This is a genomic window from Yoonia sp., assembly GCF_036770585.1.
Taxonomy (GTDB): Bacteria; Pseudomonadota; Alphaproteobacteria; order Rhodobacterales; family Rhodobacteraceae; genus Yoonia.
The window spans coordinates 1-18155 of sequence record NZ_DAIPIW010000022.1 but is presented as its reverse complement, the minus strand read 5'-3'; the positions used below and the strand labels follow the sequence as shown (position 1 = coordinate 18155).

The 18155-nt window shown below is 63.6% G+C and carries 15 protein-coding genes; 8 read left to right on the top strand and 7 right to left on the bottom strand.

The annotated features are described in order from the left end of the window. The first annotated feature begins 181 nt into the window (after positions 1–181). Both V7N12_RS05990 and V7N12_RS05985 read left to right on the top strand, forming a co-directional pair. The gene (locus V7N12_RS05990) at positions 182–1015 is read left to right on the top strand and encodes a universal stress protein (RefSeq protein ID WP_333713380.1); all 834 of its coding nucleotides are present in this window, start codon (positions 182–184) and stop codon (positions 1013–1015) included. 47 nt (positions 1016–1062) lie between these two features. Continuing rightward, the gene (locus V7N12_RS05985) at positions 1063–2412 is read left to right on the top strand and encodes an MATE family efflux transporter (protein ID WP_333713379.1); all 1350 of its coding nucleotides are present in this window, start codon (positions 1063–1065) and stop codon (positions 2410–2412) included. Here the strand turns inward: V7N12_RS05985 and fnrL are convergent. Next, on the bottom strand, positions 2409–3125 hold the full coding sequence (gene fnrL / locus V7N12_RS05980; protein ID WP_333713377.1) for a transcriptional regulator FnrL: 717 nt from the start codon (positions 3123–3125) through the stop codon (positions 2409–2411). The genes V7N12_RS05985 and fnrL overlap by 4 nt on opposite strands. Before the next feature lie 85 nt (positions 3126–3210). Continuing rightward, complete coding sequence (locus tag V7N12_RS05975; protein ID WP_333713375.1) at positions 3211–5526, bottom strand: adenosylcobalamin-dependent ribonucleoside-diphosphate reductase; 2316 nt, start codon at positions 5524–5526, stop codon at positions 3211–3213. Positions 5527–5736: 210 nt separating this feature from the next. On the opposite strand from V7N12_RS05975, the gene V7N12_RS05970 reads away from it, so the two are divergent. Beyond that, positions 5737–6168, top strand: coding sequence for a DUF1489 family protein (locus V7N12_RS05970; RefSeq protein WP_333713373.1), 432 nt, complete (start codon positions 5737–5739; stop codon positions 6166–6168). Between the two features lie 80 nt (positions 6169–6248). Here the strand turns inward: V7N12_RS05970 and V7N12_RS05965 are convergent, their stop codons facing one another. The 4 genes from V7N12_RS05965 to hisS form a co-directional block, all read right to left on the bottom strand. After that, positions 6249–7424 (bottom strand): C4-dicarboxylate ABC transporter substrate-binding protein, encoded by a 1176-nt coding sequence (locus tag V7N12_RS05965; protein WP_333713371.1) that lies wholly within the window; start codon positions 7422–7424, stop codon positions 6249–6251. A gap of 274 nt (positions 7425–7698) precedes the next feature. Continuing rightward, the gene (gene hisG, locus V7N12_RS05960) at positions 7699–8388 is read right to left on the bottom strand and encodes an ATP phosphoribosyltransferase (protein WP_333713370.1); all 690 of its coding nucleotides are present in this window, start codon (positions 8386–8388) and stop codon (positions 7699–7701) included. Continuing rightward, complete coding sequence (locus V7N12_RS05955) at positions 8382–9461, bottom strand: ATP phosphoribosyltransferase regulatory subunit (protein WP_333713369.1); 1080 nt, start codon at positions 9459–9461, stop codon at positions 8382–8384. The genes hisG and V7N12_RS05955 overlap by 7 nt, the downstream gene beginning before the upstream one ends. Further along, positions 9461–10939: a histidine--tRNA ligase gene (gene hisS / locus V7N12_RS05950; RefSeq protein ID WP_333713368.1), complete on the bottom strand. Its 1479-nt coding sequence runs from the start codon at positions 10937–10939 to the stop codon at positions 9461–9463. Before hisS ends, V7N12_RS05955 begins: the two co-directional genes overlap by 1 nt. A 164-nt stretch (positions 10940–11103) precedes the next feature. Between hisS and V7N12_RS05945 the strand changes: the two genes are divergently transcribed. After that, positions 11104–11307: a SlyX family protein gene (locus tag V7N12_RS05945; protein ID WP_333713366.1), complete on the top strand. Its 204-nt coding sequence runs from the start codon at positions 11104–11106 to the stop codon at positions 11305–11307. A gap of 68 nt (positions 11308–11375) precedes the next feature. Here V7N12_RS05945 and dnaE read toward each other — a convergent pair whose 3' ends face one another. Then, positions 11376–14873: a DNA polymerase III subunit alpha gene (gene dnaE, locus V7N12_RS05940; protein WP_333713402.1), complete on the bottom strand. Its 3498-nt coding sequence runs from the start codon at positions 14871–14873 to the stop codon at positions 11376–11378. 111 nt (positions 14874–14984) lie between these two features. On the opposite strand from dnaE, the gene V7N12_RS05935 reads away from it, so the two are divergent. From V7N12_RS05935 to V7N12_RS05920, 4 genes are all read left to right on the top strand, one after another. Further along, a complete protein-coding gene (locus V7N12_RS05935) occupies positions 14985–15314 on the top strand; it encodes an ArsR/SmtB family transcription factor (RefSeq protein WP_333713364.1) in 330 nt (109 codons plus the stop codon). Further along, the gene (locus V7N12_RS05930) at positions 15307–15780 is read left to right on the top strand and encodes an SRPBCC domain-containing protein (RefSeq protein ID WP_333713363.1); all 474 of its coding nucleotides are present in this window, start codon (positions 15307–15309) and stop codon (positions 15778–15780) included. The genes V7N12_RS05935 and V7N12_RS05930 overlap by 8 nt, the downstream gene beginning before the upstream one ends. A 173-nt stretch (positions 15781–15953) precedes the next feature. Then, entirely contained in the window at positions 15954–17309 is a 1356-nt protein-coding gene (locus V7N12_RS05925) for a xanthine dehydrogenase small subunit (RefSeq protein ID WP_333713362.1), read from the top strand. Further along, positions 17306–18155, top strand: an 850-nt coding sequence (locus tag V7N12_RS05920; protein ID WP_333713361.1) for a molybdopterin cofactor-binding domain-containing protein, incomplete at its 3' end; no start/stop codon positions are given. The genes V7N12_RS05925 and V7N12_RS05920, both read left to right, overlap by 4 nt.

Sequence of the window (18155 nt, the reverse complement as noted above, 5' to 3'; positions counted from 1 at the left end):
CCGACAGTGCATTGTGATTGTGCTTATGGGGTTTGGGGCCGGTGGCTTCCTTGATGTGGATCAACGGCAACTTTGACCTGAATCAATACATTGCCCTGCAAAGCGTGTCAGCCTGATCGGTAAGTGGCGGTTTTGCGCGAACGATCGCCCCGAAAGGCGCGACCAAGGGGATAGGCAACTCATGTCTTACAAGATCATCGCAACGATTCTGACCGATACCGACCGCTCGACGGAAGGGCTGGATGCGGCGATAACGCTGGCCGCGCGGATGGGCGCACATCTTGATATCTACATCGTCACCGTCAGCCATACCGAGACCAACAATTACTACATGGGCACCGAGGCGCTGATGATCGTCGAACTGACGCGCGACGCCATCGCCCATAGGATCAAACTGGAAGAATGGCTCGCAGACCGGATGCATGGCGAATTCAAGGACTGGTCCTCTGAAAGCGCCACCGTCCAGGGCCCTGCGCTGACCGGATATCTTGCCCGCAAGCTGCGCTTTTCCGATCTGGTCGTGCTGCCGCGCCCCTATCAGGACAACCCCGAGGCCGCCGCCTTGGTCGAGGCCTGTCTCTTTGCCGCCGAAAGGCCGGTCCTGATGATCCCCAAAGGCTGCAAGGCACCCGAGGCGGGCGGTCATGTCCTGATGGGCTGGAACGACGGGGCCGAGGCGCTGGCCGCCGCGCGCGCCGCCCTGCCGCTGCTGGAACAGGCCGAGGTCGCCGACATCTGCATCATCGACCCCTCCCGCACCGGCGCCGAGCGATCCGACCCCGGCGGCGCGATGGTGCAATACCTCTTGCGGCATGGCACGCGTTCCGAAGTCGCCGTGCTGCCAAAAAGCGATCAGCCGATCTGCGAAGTCCTGCTGAAACGCGCCAGAGACGTCGGCGCGCAGCTGATCGTCACCGGCGCCTACGGCCATTCGCGCCTGCGCGAAGCGGTCTTCGGCGGCGCGACCCGTAACCTGCTGGAACGGGCCGACCTGCCGATCCTGATGTCGCGCTAGGTCGCACGGGCAATTGACTTGTCGGCGCGGGTCTGTATGGCCTGCGCATGACCATCGCCGCCGACCAGATCAAGCCCGACACGACACTCTTGTCCGAGATGCGCAGGCTCGCCGGATTGAGTTTTCCGATCGTGATCTCGATGGCCGCCGCAACGCTGATCGGCGTGATCGACACGATCATGATCGCGCCTTTGGGGACGCTTCCGCTGGCGGCGGCCTCGATCACGACTTTCGTGCTGATCGTCTTCTATTCAGGCCTTTACGGGTTCATCTCGGCCATTGGCGTGCGCATGGCCGAGGCACACGGCAAGTCGCATCCCGAATCCTTGTCGCAGGCAACGAGAACAGGTCTCTGGATCGGATTGGTCAGCGGGACGGTGGGGATGTTCGTGATGCTGTCCCTGCGGCCGGTTCTGCCGCTTATCGGTCAGCCGCCCGAAGTGGTCGCCCTTGTCGGCGGCTACTGGACCGCGATGGCGGTCATGCTTATTCCGTTCACGTTATTCTACGCCCTCAAAGGTCTCTTCGATGCCATCGACGCGCCATGGATCGGCGTGGGCCTGGCCTTTCTGGCCGTGGCGCTGAACGTCCCCGCCAACTGGATCCTGATCCACGGGATCGGCGGCTGGGACGGCTTCGGGCTGCTGGGCGCAGGCCTTGCCAGCCTGATCTCGCAGACTGTGTCGCTTGGTCTGGCTTGGATCATCTGGCGTCGTGCATCGCTGACGAAGGACAGCCGCCTGCCTGTGGCACGCAGCGCGCAAGAGCGGCGGATCCAGCTGAAGGAAGGCACGACCATCGCGACGGGCTATATCGGCGAAGGCGGGGCCTATGCCTGCACCGGCCTGATGATGGGGTGGCTTGGTGCCACGGCGCTTGCCGCCAACCAGATCGTCAATGCGGTGGCGGGGGTGCTTTACATGGTGCCGCTAGGCGTCGCGATTGCCGTATCGATCCGCGTGGGTCAAGCCATCGGTGCCGGAAACCGCCACCGCCTGCGCCGCATCGGCCTTGCGGCACTGGGGCTGATCATCGGCTGGATGACCGTGGTGATGTCCTGCCTGCTTGTGACGCGCGGGTGGCTGGCCAACCAGCTCTCGAACGACCCCGAGGTGATCGGCATCGCGACCGGTCTGTTTCTTGTCGTCGCCGCCATGCAAGTTGCCGATGGCGTGCAGGGCACGATGCTTGGGGCCGCACGTGGCATGACGGACAACACCATTCCCGTCGCGATCACGATGGTCTGCTACTGGGTGATCGCACTTCCCGCCGCCTATGTGCTGGCCTTTGTCTGGGACTGGGGGCCCAGTGGCATCTGGATCGGCTACGGGATGGGGCTGGCCCTTGCCGCGACGGCGGTCACGACACGGTTCTTCCTCAGGGCAGGCGGCGACTAGATCTCGCCGGTTTCCGCCTTGAGGGCCGCCAGATCGGGCACGCGGATGTCGCGGCGTTCGTCGAAGGCGATCAGCCCCTCTTTCTTGAGCGCGGTCATCTGGCGGCTGACGGTCTCGATGGTCAGGCCCAGATAATTCGCCATCGTCTCGCGCGTGATGGGCAGCGTGAAAACCGCCTCGACGGCCCGGCTTTCCGTCAGAGATGCCATCCGCACCGCGATCATGTGCAAAAGCGAGGCGATCTTTTCCCGCGCGGTCTTGCGCCCGAGCACCAGCATCCATTCGCGCGCGGCGTCAAGTTCGTCCAGCGTCATCTCGAGCAGGCGCTGGCCGACATGGGGGGTGTCCTCGATCAGCCTCTCGAAGGGTTTGCGGCGGAAGCAGCAAAGCATCACATCCGTCTCGGCCACCACGTCGCAATCGATCGAGTCGCGATTCGGTCGGCCCATGAAATCACCCGGAAGCAGCAATCCCACCATCTGCACCCGCCCGTCGGGCATGGTCCGCGTCAGGCTGCTGACACCGGAAACAAGGGATCCGACATATTCCAACGAGTCGCCTGCAAAAAAGATCGTCTGACCAGCCGCATAGGACCGGTAATACTTGATCTGTTCGAGTTCATGTAATTCATCCGGATCGCATTTCGAACAGACTGCGTTGTACCGAATGGGGCAGTCTTCGCACGAGCGGAGCTTTGGCACAGCAAGTGACATGGGTATTCCCTGGCGTTTTGGCTGCCCCCACTATGCATCTGACACACCAAAATGACTAGGGGGGTTTACAAAATGCCGCGCCTGCCTAGCCGCATTTCGAATAGCCGCAGGACCCGCAGGTCATGCAGCCCTCGACCATGCGCAGGTCATAAGAGCCGCAGCTGGAACAGGCCTTGCCCCGCTTGCCGCCATTGATCGCGATGACATCCGCCTGCGGATCACCCTTCAGGCCCATGCCTTCGCCAGCAAGAAAACCCGTGGCGATCATGTGTTTCTCGATCACGCCGCCAATCGCGGCAAGGATCGACGGCACATATTTGCCCTGCATCCAGGCGCCGCCGCGCGGATCGAAGACCGCCTTCAGTTCCTCGACGACGAAGGACACATCACCGCCGCGCCGGAACACCGCCGAGATCATCCGCGTCAGCGCCACGGTCCAAGCGAAATGTTCCATGTTCTTGGAGTTGATGAAGACCTCGAAGGGCCGCCTGTGGCCTGCGATCACCAGATCATTGATGGTGATATAGATCGCGTGCTCGCTGTCGGGCCATTTGAGTTTGTAGGTCGCCCCGTCGAGTTCCTGCGGACGGTCGAGCGGTTCGGACATATAGACCACCTCGCCCTCAGTCGGGAAGGCCGTGCCACCCGCGCTGTCGGAGCCTCCGGCGGGAGTATTTTCAGCAAAGCGAGGCGCGGCGTCTTTCTCGGAACTGACCGAGAGGACCGATCCCGTCACATCGTTGGGACGGTAGGTCGTGCAGCCTTTGCAGCCCTGATCCCAGGCGGCCATGTAGACCTCTTTGAAATCGTCGAAGCTGATGTCCTCGGGGCAGTTGATCGTCTTGGAGATCGACGAGTCGATCCACTTCTGCGCCGCCGCCTGCATGCGCACATGATCCAGTGGCGCCAGCGTCTGGGCGTTCACGAAATAGTCGGGCAGCGGCGCGTCGCCTTTCAGGTCGCGCCACATCTGCACGGCATAGTCCACCACCTCTTCCTCGGTCCGCGACCCGTCCTTTTGCAGCACCTTGCGGGTATAGGCATAGGCGAAGACGGGCTCGATCCCGGACGAGACATTGCCCGCGTAAAGGCTGATCGTCCCGGTCGGCGCGATCGAGGTCAGCAGGGCGTTGCGGATGCCGTGTTCGGCAATCGCATGGCGCACATCATCATCCATCGCCTGCATGGCACCGCTGGCCAGGAACCTTTCGGCATCGAAGAGCGGAAATGCCCCCTTTTCCTTCGCCAGGTCCACCGAAGCCAGATAGGCCGCCCGCGCGATCTGGTGCATCCATTTGTCGGTCTGCGCCGCCGCCTCTGCGCTGCCGTAGCGCAACCCGACCATCAGCAAGGCATCGGCAAGACCCGTCACACCCAGCCCGATCCGCCGCTTGGCCTGCGCTTCCTGTGCCTGTGCCTCTAGCGGGAAGCGGCTGGCATCGACCACATTGTCCATCATCCGCACGGCGGTTGCGACCAGATCGGTCAGCGCGCCTTCGTCCAGCGCGGCGGCATCCCCGAACGGATCGGCCACCAGTTTCGCCAGATTGATCGAGCCCAAGAGACACGCGCCATAAGGCGGCAAGGGTTGCTCGCCGCAGGGGTTGGTCGCCGCGATGGTCTCGCAATAGTTCAGGTTGTTCATCTGGTTGATGCGGTCGATGAAGATCACGCCCGGCTCGGCGTAGTCATAGGTCGCGCGCATGATCCTGTTCCACAGGTCGCGCGCCTGCACGGTGTGATAGACCTTGCCCGCGAAGACCAGATCCCATGCCTTGTCCGCCTTCACGGCCTGCATGAAAGGGTCGGTCACCAGCACCGACATGTTGAACATCCGCAAGCGGGCGGGATCGGATTTGGCGGTGATGAAGTCCTGGATATCCGGATGGTCGCAGCGCATCGTCGCCATCATCGCGCCGCGACGGCTGCCCGCCGACATGATCGTGCGGCACATGGCGTCCCAGACATCCATGAACGACAAGGGCCCGGACGCATCGGCGGCCACGCCATGCACGCTTGCCCCCTTGGGGCGGATGGTCGAGAAATCATAGCCGATGCCGCCACCCTGCTGCATGGTCAGCGCGGCTTCTTTCAGCATCTCGAAAATGCCGCCCATGCTGTCGGGGATCGTGCCCATGACGAAACAGTTGAACAGCGTGACCGACCGCGCCGTGCCCGCCCCCGCCGTGATCCGGCCTGCCGGCAGATATTTGAAATCCGCCAGCGCGTCGTAGAACTTGCCTTCCCACGCGCGCGGGTCTTTCTCGACCGCCGCGAGCGAGGTCGCGATCCGCCGCCATGTATCCTCGACCGTGACGTCGATGGGGGTGCCGTCCGCCTGTTTGAAGCGATACTTCATGTCCCAGATCTGTTCGGCAATCGGGGCGGAAAAGGCGGACATGGGCGGCGACTCCTGTTTTTCGGCAGACAAGGTCTGCATCTTACGGGTTTGGGGCGGTCTTGGGAACGCTCAATACGAACGCGAGAGACGAGCATCCAAGATGCAACATGCTGCGGTTGACCTCAACACGCCTACTAAATAAATACCCTCAACGCAGCCCTTGCCCAAGGCGCGCCGCGCGTTACCTCAAAGTCATCCCGGGGGGGATCGATGACTGCAACCGTCCATCTTCTGAAACTCTCGGTCGGGACCGAGGATATCCCTGATCTTGCCGATTGGCAGGCGACCCGTCGTGCCCAGACCGAGGACGGCCTGCCGCGCCATGTGACCCGCATGTGGCCCAAGCGCGAGGCGGAGATCCTGAATGGCGGCTCGATCTATTGGGTGATCAAGGGCGTGATCCTGTGTCGCCAGCCGGTGCTGCGGCTGGACGAATACCTTGGCGCCGACGGTATCCGCCGCTGCGCCATTGTCTGCAAACCCGGCCTGATCCGGGTCGAGGCGACACCGAAGCGCGCATTTCAGGGCTGGCGCTATTTGCCCGTCGCCGACGCGCCCCGTGACCTGCCCGCGGGTCGCCAGAACGAGGACCCGCTGCCGCCGGAATTGTCACAGGCGCTGGCCGCCATCGGCGTGCGCTAGACGGACCACCCCCACAACGCCACGCAAAAATCTGGCGGGGAAACCCCCGCCAAATCACCTTTGTCGCTGTCGGCGGACGCCTAGCTGCCGTTCTGCAGCATCGTCGTCACCATGTCGTAGATCTCTTGCGCGGGCACGCCAAGGGCCGAGGTTTCGGCAATCCAGGCATCGGCAGCAGGCCCCGCGACCTCTTCGTTGATCGCTGCGATGATTTCATCGGTGATGGTGATCTGGATGATCTCGTTGTCCTGCAGCGCCGCTTCCCAGCGGCCCATGGTCACGTCGGTGTAGTTCGCGATGAAAAAGTCCAGCGCCTCTTCAACCGATGACAAGAGAGCGATGCGGCTTTCAGGTGGCAGCGACGCCAGCGCCTGCGCGTTCACCACAACGGGACAATTCGCAGTGCCCGGGTTCAGGTTCGTGGTCCACCAGACGCCGTTCTCGATGGTGCGGAAGGACAGGTGCGCGTGGGGCGCAAAGGCCACCGCGTTGACTGCCCCGCTGGCCAGCGCCTCGCGGACATCGGGGGCGGGCAGGTTGACCGTGGTGGCGCCAAGAGCGGCGATTGCATCGCCGCTGCCACCGGTCGCGCGCACCGTCATGGTCTGGAAAGAGGCCAGGCTGGTCGGCGGAAAGCCCACCCCAAGGATGTTATACTGCGGCTGCGGCGTCGGCATCAGCAGTGTCGCGTTCCAGCGCGCCAGATCAGCCATGGTGGCGGGGTGGCGGTAGACGGCCTCGGATACTGCGCGTTCTTCTTCGAGGGTCGAAACCCCAAGAAACGGCAATTCGAGAACATTCAGTGTCGGTGTCTTCTCGGGGTGGTATCCGGCACAGAACTGCGCCATCTCAAAGCGGCCAGCGGCAATGCCGTCGAGGTTCTCCTCGGCCGGCGACAGGCCGCCGTAAGAGATGTTGAGCGTCAGCGCGCCGTCGGTTTTCTGCTCAACCAGTTCGGCCAGTTTCTCGATATGTTCGGTAAAGGCGCGGCGCGACCCCCAAAGCGAGACATCCCAGACGACAGGTCCGGTCTGCACCGACGTTTCAGTGGCGGATGCGGTCAGGGGGCACGGCCCCGCGACACATTGCACCTGCGAGGCATCGATATTGATTTCACCCAGCTGCGACATCAGCCGGTAGCTTTCGCCGTTGAAGCTTAGCAATGTGCCAGAGACTTCGATGCTGCCGTCATTCATGCGCAGCGAGATTTCCTGACTATAGGCAGGCGTCGCGGCGGCGAAGACCGTCGCAAGCACGAGGGACGCGGCCCTCAAACCAACGCGTTTCGGGTGGCGTGACATAATTCGTGGCTCCTCTTTCGGTGCACGGCATGGACAAAGTGCGCAGTCGGGCATGGGTCTTTGCAGTGAACAACTTCGCTATGCCTGCAAAGATCACCAAGAATCTGGCCGAATTACGCCCGAACACGGTCGATTTGTAGCACTGCGCTGAACAAAGCAGGGGGCAGACCGGGGGATTGTCTTGGCAACGGTCGATTCCACGACCTGACGTCACCCCCGCCGTCGTGTCCTAGATCCCAAGCACCATCTGCAAGGTCTTCAGCGTCTGCCGCTGTTCATCGGTCCAGTCCTTGCGGCGACCGCGGAACAAAGTGGCCTGGCTGGCATGGATCAGACCATCGGAGAGGATCTTCAGCCCGTTGGCCCGCAAGGTCTCGCCGGTCGAGGTGATGTCGGCAATCGCCTCGGCGGTTTCGTTCTTCACCGTGCCCTCGGTCGCGCCCTGACTGTCGACAAGCTGGTAATCCGCCACCCCGTGCTCGCGCAGAAAGTCGCGGACCAGCCGATGATATTTCGTGGCGATCCGCAGACGGAACCCATGGGTGCGCCGGAAGGCCGCCGCCGCCGCATCCAGATCATCCAGCGAGCTGACATCGACCCAGAGTTTCGGCACCGCGATCACCAGATCAGCACCGCCGAACCCCATCGGCGCCAGTTCCGCGACGCGCGCATCCCAATTCGCCAGCTTCTCGCGCACCAGATCAGTGCCGGTGACACCCAGATGGATATTGCCCGCCGCAAGCTCGCGCGGGATTTCCCCGGCCGACAGCAGCACCAGTTCGATCCCCTCGATCCCGTCAACGGCCCCTGCATATTCGCGATCCAGCCCCGCCTTGCGCAGGCCGACCCCGCGGCTGCCGAACCAGTCGAAGGTCTTTTCCATCAACCGTCCCTTGGACGGCACACCCAGCTTCAGCATCGCATCAACCCCAAAGCCAGATCGGGCCGGATCACGCCGCCCACCGCTGGCACGACGCGGCCCTGCCCCAGTTGCGCGGTCAGCGCGTCATAGCGCCCGCCCGTCGCCACAGGCGGCAGATCGGGGCGGTCCGTTGCATAAAAGCCGAAAACGAAGCCGTCATAATATTCAAGCGAGGTGCGGCCATAGCTGCCTTCGAAGGCGAGCGTCTCCACATCCACGCCCTGCTTGCCCAGCGCGGCCAGTCGCGCATCCAGCCGCACCACCGCCCGCCCGATCGAGGGCATATCGACGGCAATATCCCGCAGATGGCTAAGGACATGCCCCGCCGTTTCGCGCAGTCCCAGAATGGCGTCGATCATGGCGATCTCTTCGCTTGAAATCGGCGCTGCCGCCGCATCGGCGCGCAAGGCGTCGATCCGTGCGGCCACCTCGGCACGCGTGCGCAACCCGATCTCGGGGCCGGCATCGGCAAAGGGATCCTCCGCCGCCAGCAGGGCGGCGCGCGCAGGCGGCACCTGATCGCTGCCGAACCGCTTGAGAAGCGCGCGAAACCGTCCCGGCCGCCAGATATGACGCAAGAGGGCGGCCTTGCGCGCATGGGTCGTCTTCAGCCCGCGCACCGCATCCATCAGCACGCCGATATCCCCCGTCGCCGCCCGCACCGGCAAGCCATTCAAGCCTTCGGCTATGGCGGCGAAAACCTCGGCATCGGCGGCCGCGGGGTTCTGGCCGTCGAAAACCTCATAGCCCACCTGCACGTATTCGTTGGCGCGGGTCTCATCGACCTCCTGCTTGCGGAAGACCTTGCCGGAATAGGTGTAGCGCGCAGGCTCGGCATGGGCCTCCATATGCATCTGCACGACGGGCACGGTAAAGTCGGGACGCAAGACCATCTCGCCCCGCAAGGGGTCCGAGGTCAGATAGGCCCGCGCCCGGATATCCTCGCCGTAGAGGTCCAGCAGCGTCTCGGCGGATTGCAGGACATCGGCCTTGACCACAACGGCCCCCCGCGCGGCAAAGAGGTCACGCAGACGGCGCGCCTCGGCCCGTGTCGCCTCGGATGTCGGCATCAGCCCTGCCCGTCCAGAATGGCGCGCACCTTTGCGAGCATCTCGGCGCGCGGCACCTCGTACTGGCTGGGACGGTCCTTCCATTCCTCAAGCGAGGCGTTCTTGGCGATTTCCGCACCAAGGATCATGTCCTTGATCTGCACGATGCCTTGCGCGAATTCATCCCCACCCGCGATGATCGCAACCGGGGAATTGCGCTTGTCGGCATATTTGAGCTGGTTGCCGAAGTTCTTGGGGTTGCCAAGGTAAACCTCGGCGCGGATGCCCGCATTGCGCAGATCGGCGACCATGGTCTGGTAATTGGCCATGCGGTCGCGGTCCATCACGGTCACCACAACCGGCCCCCGTTCCACGCCCCCGATCCGCCCCTTGGCGCGCAACGCGGCAAGCAGGCGGTCAACACCGATCGAGACTCCCGTCGCAGGCACAGCCTGACCGGTAAAGCGCTTGACCAGATCGTCATAGCGCCCGCCACCCGCGACCGAGCCGAAATTGCGCGGACGCCCCTTTTCATCACTGACCTCGAAGGTCAGTTCCGCCTCGTAGACAGGGCCGGTGTAGTAGCCCAGCCCACGGACCACCGAAGGATCGATGATGATGCGGTCGGGGCCATAGCCTTGGGCGGACAGCAGGTCGGCAATCGTCTCAAGCTCATCGACACCCTCTGCACCGATCGCCGAGCCCTGAACCAGCTCACGCAAACGCACGACCGTCGCGGCACCGCTTTCGCGTTTGGCATCCATGAACCCCATGACCACATCGGCCTGCAGACCGTCGAGTCCGGCACCCTTGGTGAAATCCCCGCTCTCGTCCTTGCGGCCCTCGCCCAGCAGGGCCCGGACTCCTTCCACGCCCAGGCGGTCCAGCTTGTCGATGGCGCGCAACACGATCCCGCGCTCCGCGTCCTTGTCGTCACCCGACAGGCCCGCGACCTCCAGCACCCCGTTCAGCACCTTCCGGTTATTCACGCGGATGATGTAATCCCCGCGCGGGATGCCGACCTCTTCCAGCGTATCGGCCAGCATCACACAGATCTCGGCATCGGCCGCGACACTCGGCGCGCCCACCGTATCGGCGTCACACTGATAGAACTGCCGGAACCGCCCCGGCCCCGGCTTTTCGTTGCGCCAGACCGGTCCCATCGCATAGCGGCGATAGGGGCTGGGCAGGTCATTGCGAAACTGTGCCGCCACCCGCGCCAAGGGTGCGGTCAGATCATAGCGCAGCGCCAGCCAGTCGGCATCCTCTTGCCAGGCGAAGACACCCTCGTTCGGGCGGTCCACGTCGGGCAGGAACTTCCCCAAAGCCTCGACGGTTTCCACAGCCGAGGTTTCCAGCGCGTCAAAACCGTAACGATGATAGACAGCCGCGATCCTGGACAGCATCGCTGCCCGCTCGGTCACTTCCGCACCGAAATAATCCTGAAAGCCCTTCGGCGTGATCGCCTTGGGGCGGGGCTGTTTCTTGTCCTTGGCCATCGCTTGGTCCTGCGGTCATGCATTTGATGCGCCCTTTAACCCGCAAACCCCCAAGGAGCAATCCAAAGCCGCCTCGCTTTGCTTGCAAATACTCAAGTGCCAAGCTCGGCCAGACAGCGCGGCCTCCCCTTTTCACGCAAGGTCAGACAGGCTAGGAAACCACCATGCGCAACATCACCGCCCTTGAAGAACAAATCGCCCACCTGACCCGCATCGTCGACGATCTTTCGGACATCGTCGCACGGCAGGAAAAGGACCTCGAGACCGCCAAACGGCGGATCGGGATGCTGATGGAACGCGAGGCCCAGCGCGAGATCGACAGCGGCGGCACTGTCCCGCTGGCCGACCAGAAACCGCCGCATTGGTAGGCGGGGGCTTTCCCCCCCAACGCCTGCGGCGTTTCCCCCCAGGATATTTTCGGGCCAATAATGACGGATCAGGCGTCCTGCACCTCGATCACCCCGCCAAGGCTGCGCAGCGCGCCCTTGATTTGCGGGTTCACCGGGAAGTCGTCGCCGAGATCCAGTTCCACTTCGCCCGGCAGATCGTCGCCCAGAAGGCAGACATAGATCGGGCCGCGCCCGCGCACGCCGTCGCGGGCCGCGTTGGACAGGATCGAGGCGACCGAGGGGATCACATCGGGTGCGTCGATGAACACCCGCAGGCCCGCGCCGCCCGCATCGGCGACCAGCGCGTCGATGGGTGCGACCGACCGCGCGAGCAGTTTCAACTGGTCGGCTTCCATCGTCGCCTCGCAGGTGACGACGACGCGTGATCCGGTTTCCAGATGCGCTCGCGCGGCCTCGAGCGTATCCGAAAAGACCGTCACCTCGTATTGGCCCGTCGGATCGGAGAGTTGCACGAAGGCAAAGCGGTTGCCGCGTGCCGATTTGCGTTCCTGCCGCCCCGACACGGTGCCCGCCAACTTTGCCACGATCGCACCGCGCTCGGCCTTGGCCGTGACTTCATCCAGCGTCATCACCTGCTGACGTTTCAGCGGTGCCATATAGTCATCCAGCGGATGCCCCGACAGGTAAAAGCCGATGGCCTTGAATTCCTCGGCCAGCCGTTCGGCGGGCAGCCAGTCGTCGCCGCCCACCAGACGCGGTTCCGGCAGATCGTCGCCCGCCTCGCCGAAGAGCGAGACCTGATTGGAGGATTTCTGGTCGTGGATCGCCGCCGAATAGCTGGTCAGCGCATCGATGCTGTGCAGCACGCGGCGGCGGTTGAGGTCGAGCACATCGAAAGCCCCCGCCCGCGCCAGCATTTCCAGCGGGCGCTTGCCGATCCGTTTCAGGTCACAACGGCGGGCGAAATCGAAGAGATTGACGAATTCCTTGTCCCCGCGCCCTTCGACGATCAGTTTCATCGCCTCGACACCGACATTCTTCAGCGCCCCCAGGCCATAGACCAGTTTTTGGTCCTTCACATCGAATGTCGCTTGGCTGCGGTTCACGCATGGCGGGACATAATCGATCCCGAGACCCTTCTTCACCTCCTGAAAATAGACGCCCAGCTTGTCGGTCAGATGGATATCGCAGTTCATCACTCCGGCCATGAATTCGACCGGATGGTTCGCTTTCAGCCATGCCGTCTGATAGCTGACCACCGCATAGGCGGCGGCGTGGGATTTGTTGAAGCCGTAGTTGGCGAATTTCTCCAAAAGGTCGAAGACCTCGCGCGCCTTTTTGGGATCGACGCCATTGGCCTTGGCGCCTGCCTCGAATTTCGGGCGTTCCTTGGCCATTTCCTCGGCGATCTTCTTGCCCATCGCGCGGCGCAGCAGGTCGGCACCGCCAAGGCTGTAGCCCGCCATGACCTGCGCGATCTCCATCACCTGTTCCTGATAGACGATGATGCCTTGGGTTTCCTTCAGGATATGGTCGATGGACGGATGGATCGATTCCAATTCCTTCTTGCCATTCTTCACGTCGCAATAGGTCGGGATGTTCTCCATCGGGCCGGGACGGTAGAGCGCCACAAGCGCCACGATATCCTCGATGCAGGTGGGCTTCATGCGCTTGAGCGCATCCATCATGCCGCTGCTTTCCACCTGAAACACCGCGATGGTCCTGGCGGCCGAATAGAGGTCGTAGGATTTCCGGTCATCGAGCGGGATCGCCCCGATGTCGTATTCGAAGCCAGCGGGCGCCTCGTAAAGCTTGGTGCCATCGGCGGCGATGTTCAGCGAACGTCCGGCTTTCTTGATCAACGCCACCGCGTTCTGGATCACCGTCAGCGTCTTCAGACCCAGAAAGTCGAACTTCACCAGCCCCGCCTGTTCGACCCATTTCATGTTGAACTGCGTCGCCGGCATGTCCGAGCGCGGGTCCTGATAAAGCGGCACCAATTCAGCCAGCGGGCGATCGCCGATCACCACACCGGCGGCATGGGTCGAGGCATTCCTGAGCAGGCCTTCGACCTGTTGGGCGTAGGTCAGCAGGCGGTCCACCACCTGTTCGGCCTTTGCCTCTACGCGCAGGCGCGGTTCATCGGCCAGTGCTTTTTCGATGCTGACGGGCTTGACCCCTTCGACGGGGATCATCTTGGACAGGCGGTCCACCTGCCCGTAAGGCATCTGCAACACGCGGCCCACATCGCGCACCGCCGCCTTGGACAGAAGCGCGCCGAAGGTGATGATCTGCCCCACCCTGTCGCGGCCGTATTTCGCTTGCACGTAGCGGATCACCTCTTCGCGCCGGTCCATGCAGAAGTCGATGTCGAAGTCGGGCATCGAGACGCGTTCAGGGTTCAGGAAGCGTTCGAACAGCAGCGAATAGCGCAAGGGATCAAGGTCCGTGATCAAGAGCGCGTAAGCGACGAGCGAGCCCGCGCCCGACCCCCGCCCGGGGCCGACGGGGATGCCGTTTTCCTTGGCCCATTTGATGAAGTCGGCAACGATCAGGAAATAGCCGGGAAAGCCCATCCCCTCGATGATGCCCAACTCGAAGTCGAGCCGCTTTTCGTAGTCTTCCACCGACGCCGCATGGGGGATCACGGCAAGCCGCGCCTTCAGCCCCTCCTGTGCTTGCCGCCGCAGTTCCGCGACCTCGTCATCGGCGAAACGCGGCAGGATCGGATCGCGCTTGGAGGCCTTGAAGGCACAGCGGCGCGCGATCTCGACGGTATTCTCCACCGCCTCGGGCAGATCAGCAAACAGCGTCACCATCTCTTGCGGCGATTTCAGGTAATGCTGCGCGGTCAACCGGCGGCGCGGTTCCTGCTGATCGACATAGGCACCTTCGGCGATGCAGATCAGCGCGTCATGCGCCTCGTAAAGGGCGGGCTTGGGGAAATAGGCATCGTTGGTCGCGACCAGCGGCAGGCCCTTGGCATAGGCCATCTCGATATGGCCGCGCTCGGACAGGCGCTCGGCCTCGGGCAGGCCGCCATCCACGGGATGCCGTTGCAATTCCACATAGAGCCGATCGCCGTAGATCACTGCCAGCCGGTCCAGCAGCGCCTCGGCCTTCGGCCGCTGGCCCTGCCGCAACAGCCGTCCGATGGGTCCGTCAGGCCCGCCGGTCAGACAGATCAGCCCCGCGCCATGGACCGCCAGTTCCTCGATCGTGACCTGCGGCAACTGGCCTGCCGCATCCAGATAGGCGCAAGAGTTCAGCTTCATCAGATTGACGTAACCCGCTTCGGATTGCGCCAGCAGGACGATGGGCGCCGGCCTCTCGGGGCGCTTGCCCGGCTCGGTCTCCTGATAGGTCACGTCGAGCTGGCACCCGATGATCGGCTGCACGCCCGCCTTGCTTGCGCCTTCGGAAAACTCCAGCGCGCAGAACATGTTGTTGGTGTCGGTGACGGCGACAGCGGGCATCCCCATGCCTGCGGCCAGATCGGGCAGCTTCTTGACGGGAATGGCACCTTCGAGAAGCGAATACTCGGTATGGACACGCAGATGGATGAATCGGGGATTTTGCGACATGGGCGCAGGGTAGCCGAACCGCCCCGGCGGACAAGCCGGATTCAGCCGGATTTGGTTAGTCGTCACGCTAACTATCTTGACAGCCCTCGCCAAAGGCCGAACCTTCGGCGCATGGCAAACGCACTTGATTCCTTTTTCGGCGCCATGTCCGACCCGACCCGCCGCGCGGTGATCGAAAGGCTGGCGCGTGGCCCCGCCAGCGTCAGCGAGTTGCACGCGCCGCACGCCATGGCGCTGCCCACCTTCATGCGGCACCTGAAGGTGCTGGAAGACACCGGCATCGTCCGGTCGATCAAGAAAGGCCGCGTCCGCACCTGTCATATCGACCCCGAACCGCTGATCGCGGTGCAGGGCTGGCTGGCGTGGCAAAAGGAAATCTGGGAAAACAGGCTGGGCCGCATGGATGCGCTTGCCACCTCACAGGAGCACTTCGATGACTGACACGACCCTTTCCTTCACACGCGAACTGTCCGTCTCTGCCGATAGCGTCTGGCGTTGCTGGACCGAGCCCGCGCTGCTTGTGCAGTGGTTCGCACCCCGCCCGGTCAGAACGACCGACGTCGTGATCGAGACCTTCCCCGGCGGGGCCTTCAATACAACGATGCATATCCCCGATGTGCCGGAACCGATGACCGGCACGGGATGCGTGCTGGCCGCCGAACCGGGCCGCCGTTTCGCCTTCACCAACATGATGCGCAAGGGCTTTCAGCCGCAGGATACATCCGGCGAAGGTCAGTTCCCCTTCACGGCCGAAATCGTGATCACACCCAAGGACACCGGCTGCACCTATGCGGTCGCAGTCCGCCATCTCGACGCGGCGGGGGCAGACCAGCACAAGGCCATGGGCTTTTTCGAGGGCTGGGGGATCGCCGCGGATCAGTTGGTCGAGGTGGCCGCCACGCTCTGATCATGCTGAAAAGGCAGGCACCTGCCGCCAGAGGGGCAGAGAGGCGGAAAGAAATTCTTGCCAATCCGCAGAACCGCCGCTTTCATAGGCGTCAGCTTACGCGGATGGTGTCTACGTCGCATCGACACCCGAGAACCCGCGCAACCGATGGTAAGGCGACGGTCAAATGATCCATGAACGTCACGTTTCTTCTGAACGGGGACACCGTGCAGGTCGAGGCGGAACCAACGCAGACCCTGCTCGACTGGCTGCGCGAAGACGCTGGGCTTTGCGGCACCAAGGAAGGCTGTAACGAGGGCGACTGCGGCGCTTGCACCGTGATGGTCTCGGATGCCGCGGGCGCAAGGGCGCTGAACGCCTGCATCCTGTTTCTGCCGCAACTTCACGGCAAGGCGGTGCGCACCGTCGAAGGCATCAGCGGCCCCGATGGCCGGATGCACCCCGTCCAGCAGGCGATGGTCACCCACCACGGCTCGCAATGCGGCTTTTGCACGCCCGGCTTTGTCGCGTCGATGGCCGTCGCCCATAGAGAGGGCCGCACCGATCATGACGATGTGCTGGCAGGCAACCTCTGCCGCTGCACCGGCTACGCGCCGATCATCCGCGCGGCCATGGCGGCGGCCAGCGCACCGGTGCCCGACTGGATGCATGATGCGGCCCCGCAGGTCGACACGGTCCCTTACGCGCCCGAAACGCTCGATGATCTCGCCACATGGTATGCCGCCAACCCCGACGCCACCGTGATCGCGGGGGCGACGGATGTGGGTCTTTGGGTGACCAAGCAGTTGCGCGACCTGCCAAAAGTCGTCTTCCTGAACCGCTGCCGCGACCTGCGGCAGATCACCGTTGGCGACGACACCATCACCATCGGCGCAGCCGTCACCATGGCCGAGGCGCATCAGGCCATGAAGACCCATCATCCCTCCTACGCCGAACTGATCCGCCGCTACGGATCGGAACAGGTGCGCGCTGCCGCGACCATCGGCGGCAATATCGCCAACGGATCACCCATCGGGGACAACCCGCCAGCCCTGATCGCGCTGGGGGCGACGCTGCATTTGCGCCACGGCGACACCACCCGCGACATACCGATCGAGGATTTCTTTCTTGCCTACGGCAAACAGGACCGGACACCGGGCGAGCTTGTCACCGGCGTGACCTTCCCCAAAGCCGCCCCCGCGTTGCGCTGCTACAAGATTTCCAAGCGCTTCGATCAGGATATCTCGGCCCTTTGCGGCTGCTTCAACGTGACCGTCGAGAACGGCACCGTCACCGCCGCCCGCATCGCCTTTGGCGGCATGGCAGGCACCCCGCATCGCGCAAAGGCGGTCGAGACCGCCCTGACCGACCAGCCCTGGACACCCGCAACAATCAGCACCGCCGCTGCGCGGATGGCCGAGGACTACACGCCCATGACCGATATGCGCGCCTCTGCCGCCTACCGGCTGGAGACTGCGCAAAACCTGCTGCACCGCTATTTCGCCGACCTGAGCGGCAGCGCGGTCAACGTGCTCAAGGTGCGGACATGAGCGTGGCCAAACCCCTGCCCCATGACGCCGCCCCGCTGCATGTCACGGGGGCGGCCCGCTATATCGACGATCTGCCGGTGCCTGCCGGCACGCTGCATCTGGCCTTTGGCCTGTCCGAGATCGCCAAGGGCCGGATCACCGCGCTGGACCTCTCGGCGGTCAAGGCCGCCACAGGTGTCGTCGCTGTCCTGACCGCGGACGACCTGCCCTTCGCCAATGACGTCTCGCCCAGCGCCCATGACGAGCCGCTCTTGGCGATCCGCGATATCCACTACCTTGGCCAACCCGTCTTCCTTGTGGTCGCCACCAGCCATCTTGCCGCGCGCAAGGCCGCGCGTCTGGGCAAGATCAGCTATGACGCCGAAACGCCGATCCTGACGATGGATCAGGCCCTTGCCGCCGACAGCCGCTTCGAGGACGGCCCGCGCATCTGGACCAAGGGCGATGTGGACGCGGCCATTGCCCAAGCCCCGCACCGCCTGTCCGGCCGGATCGAGATGGGCGGGCAGGAACATTTCTACCTCGAAGGGCAGGCCGCCCTCGCCCTGCCGCAGGAAGGCGGGGATATGGTCGTGCACAGCTCGACCCAGCACCCGACCGAAATTCAGCATAAGGTCGCCGAGGCACTGGGCGTCCCCATGCATAGCGTCCGCTGCGAGGTCCGGCGCATGGGCGGCGGTTTCGGCGGCAAGGAAAGTCAGGGGAACGCGCTGGCCGTCGCCTGCGCCATTGCCGCGCGCGCGACAGGCAAGCCTTGCAAGATGCGCTATGACCGCGACGACGACATGGTGATCACCGGCAAGCGGCATGATTTCCGCATCGGCTATGACGTGGGGTTCGACGGCG

Bases quoted from the DNA above. Each gene is read 5' to 3' on its own strand.
- V7N12_RS05990 (WP_333713380.1), top strand. From the start codon at position 182: ATGTCTTACAAGATCATCGCAACGATTCTGACCGATACCGACCGCTCG.
- V7N12_RS05985 (WP_333713379.1), top strand. From the start codon at position 1,063: ATGACCATCGCCGCCGACCAGATCAAGCCCGACACGACACTCTTGTCC.
- fnrL (WP_333713377.1), bottom strand. From the start codon at position 3,125: ATGTCACTTGCTGTGCCAAAGCTCCGCTCGTGCGAAGACTGCCCCATT.
- V7N12_RS05975 (WP_333713375.1), bottom strand. From the start codon at position 5,526: ATGTCCGCCTTTTCCGCCCCGATTGCCGAACAGATCTGGGACATGAAG.
- V7N12_RS05970 (WP_333713373.1), top strand. From the start codon at position 5,737: ATGACTGCAACCGTCCATCTTCTGAAACTCTCGGTCGGGACCGAGGAT.
- hisG (WP_333713370.1), bottom strand. From the start codon at position 8,388: ATGCTGAAGCTGGGTGTGCCGTCCAAGGGACGGTTGATGGAAAAGACC.
- V7N12_RS05955 (WP_333713369.1), bottom strand. From the start codon at position 9,461: ATGCCGACATCCGAGGCGACACGGGCCGAGGCGCGCCGTCTGCGTGAC.
- hisS (WP_333713368.1), bottom strand. From the start codon at position 10,939: ATGGCCAAGGACAAGAAACAGCCCCGCCCCAAGGCGATCACGCCGAAG.
- V7N12_RS05945 (WP_333713366.1), top strand. From the start codon at position 11,104: ATGCGCAACATCACCGCCCTTGAAGAACAAATCGCCCACCTGACCCGC.
- dnaE (WP_333713402.1), bottom strand. From the start codon at position 14,873: ATGTCGCAAAATCCCCGATTCATCCATCTGCGTGTCCATACCGAGTAT.
- V7N12_RS05935 (WP_333713364.1), top strand. From the start codon at position 14,985: ATGGCAAACGCACTTGATTCCTTTTTCGGCGCCATGTCCGACCCGACC.
- V7N12_RS05930 (WP_333713363.1), top strand. From the start codon at position 15,307: ATGACTGACACGACCCTTTCCTTCACACGCGAACTGTCCGTCTCTGCC.
- V7N12_RS05925 (WP_333713362.1), top strand. From the start codon at position 15,954: ATGAACGTCACGTTTCTTCTGAACGGGGACACCGTGCAGGTCGAGGCG.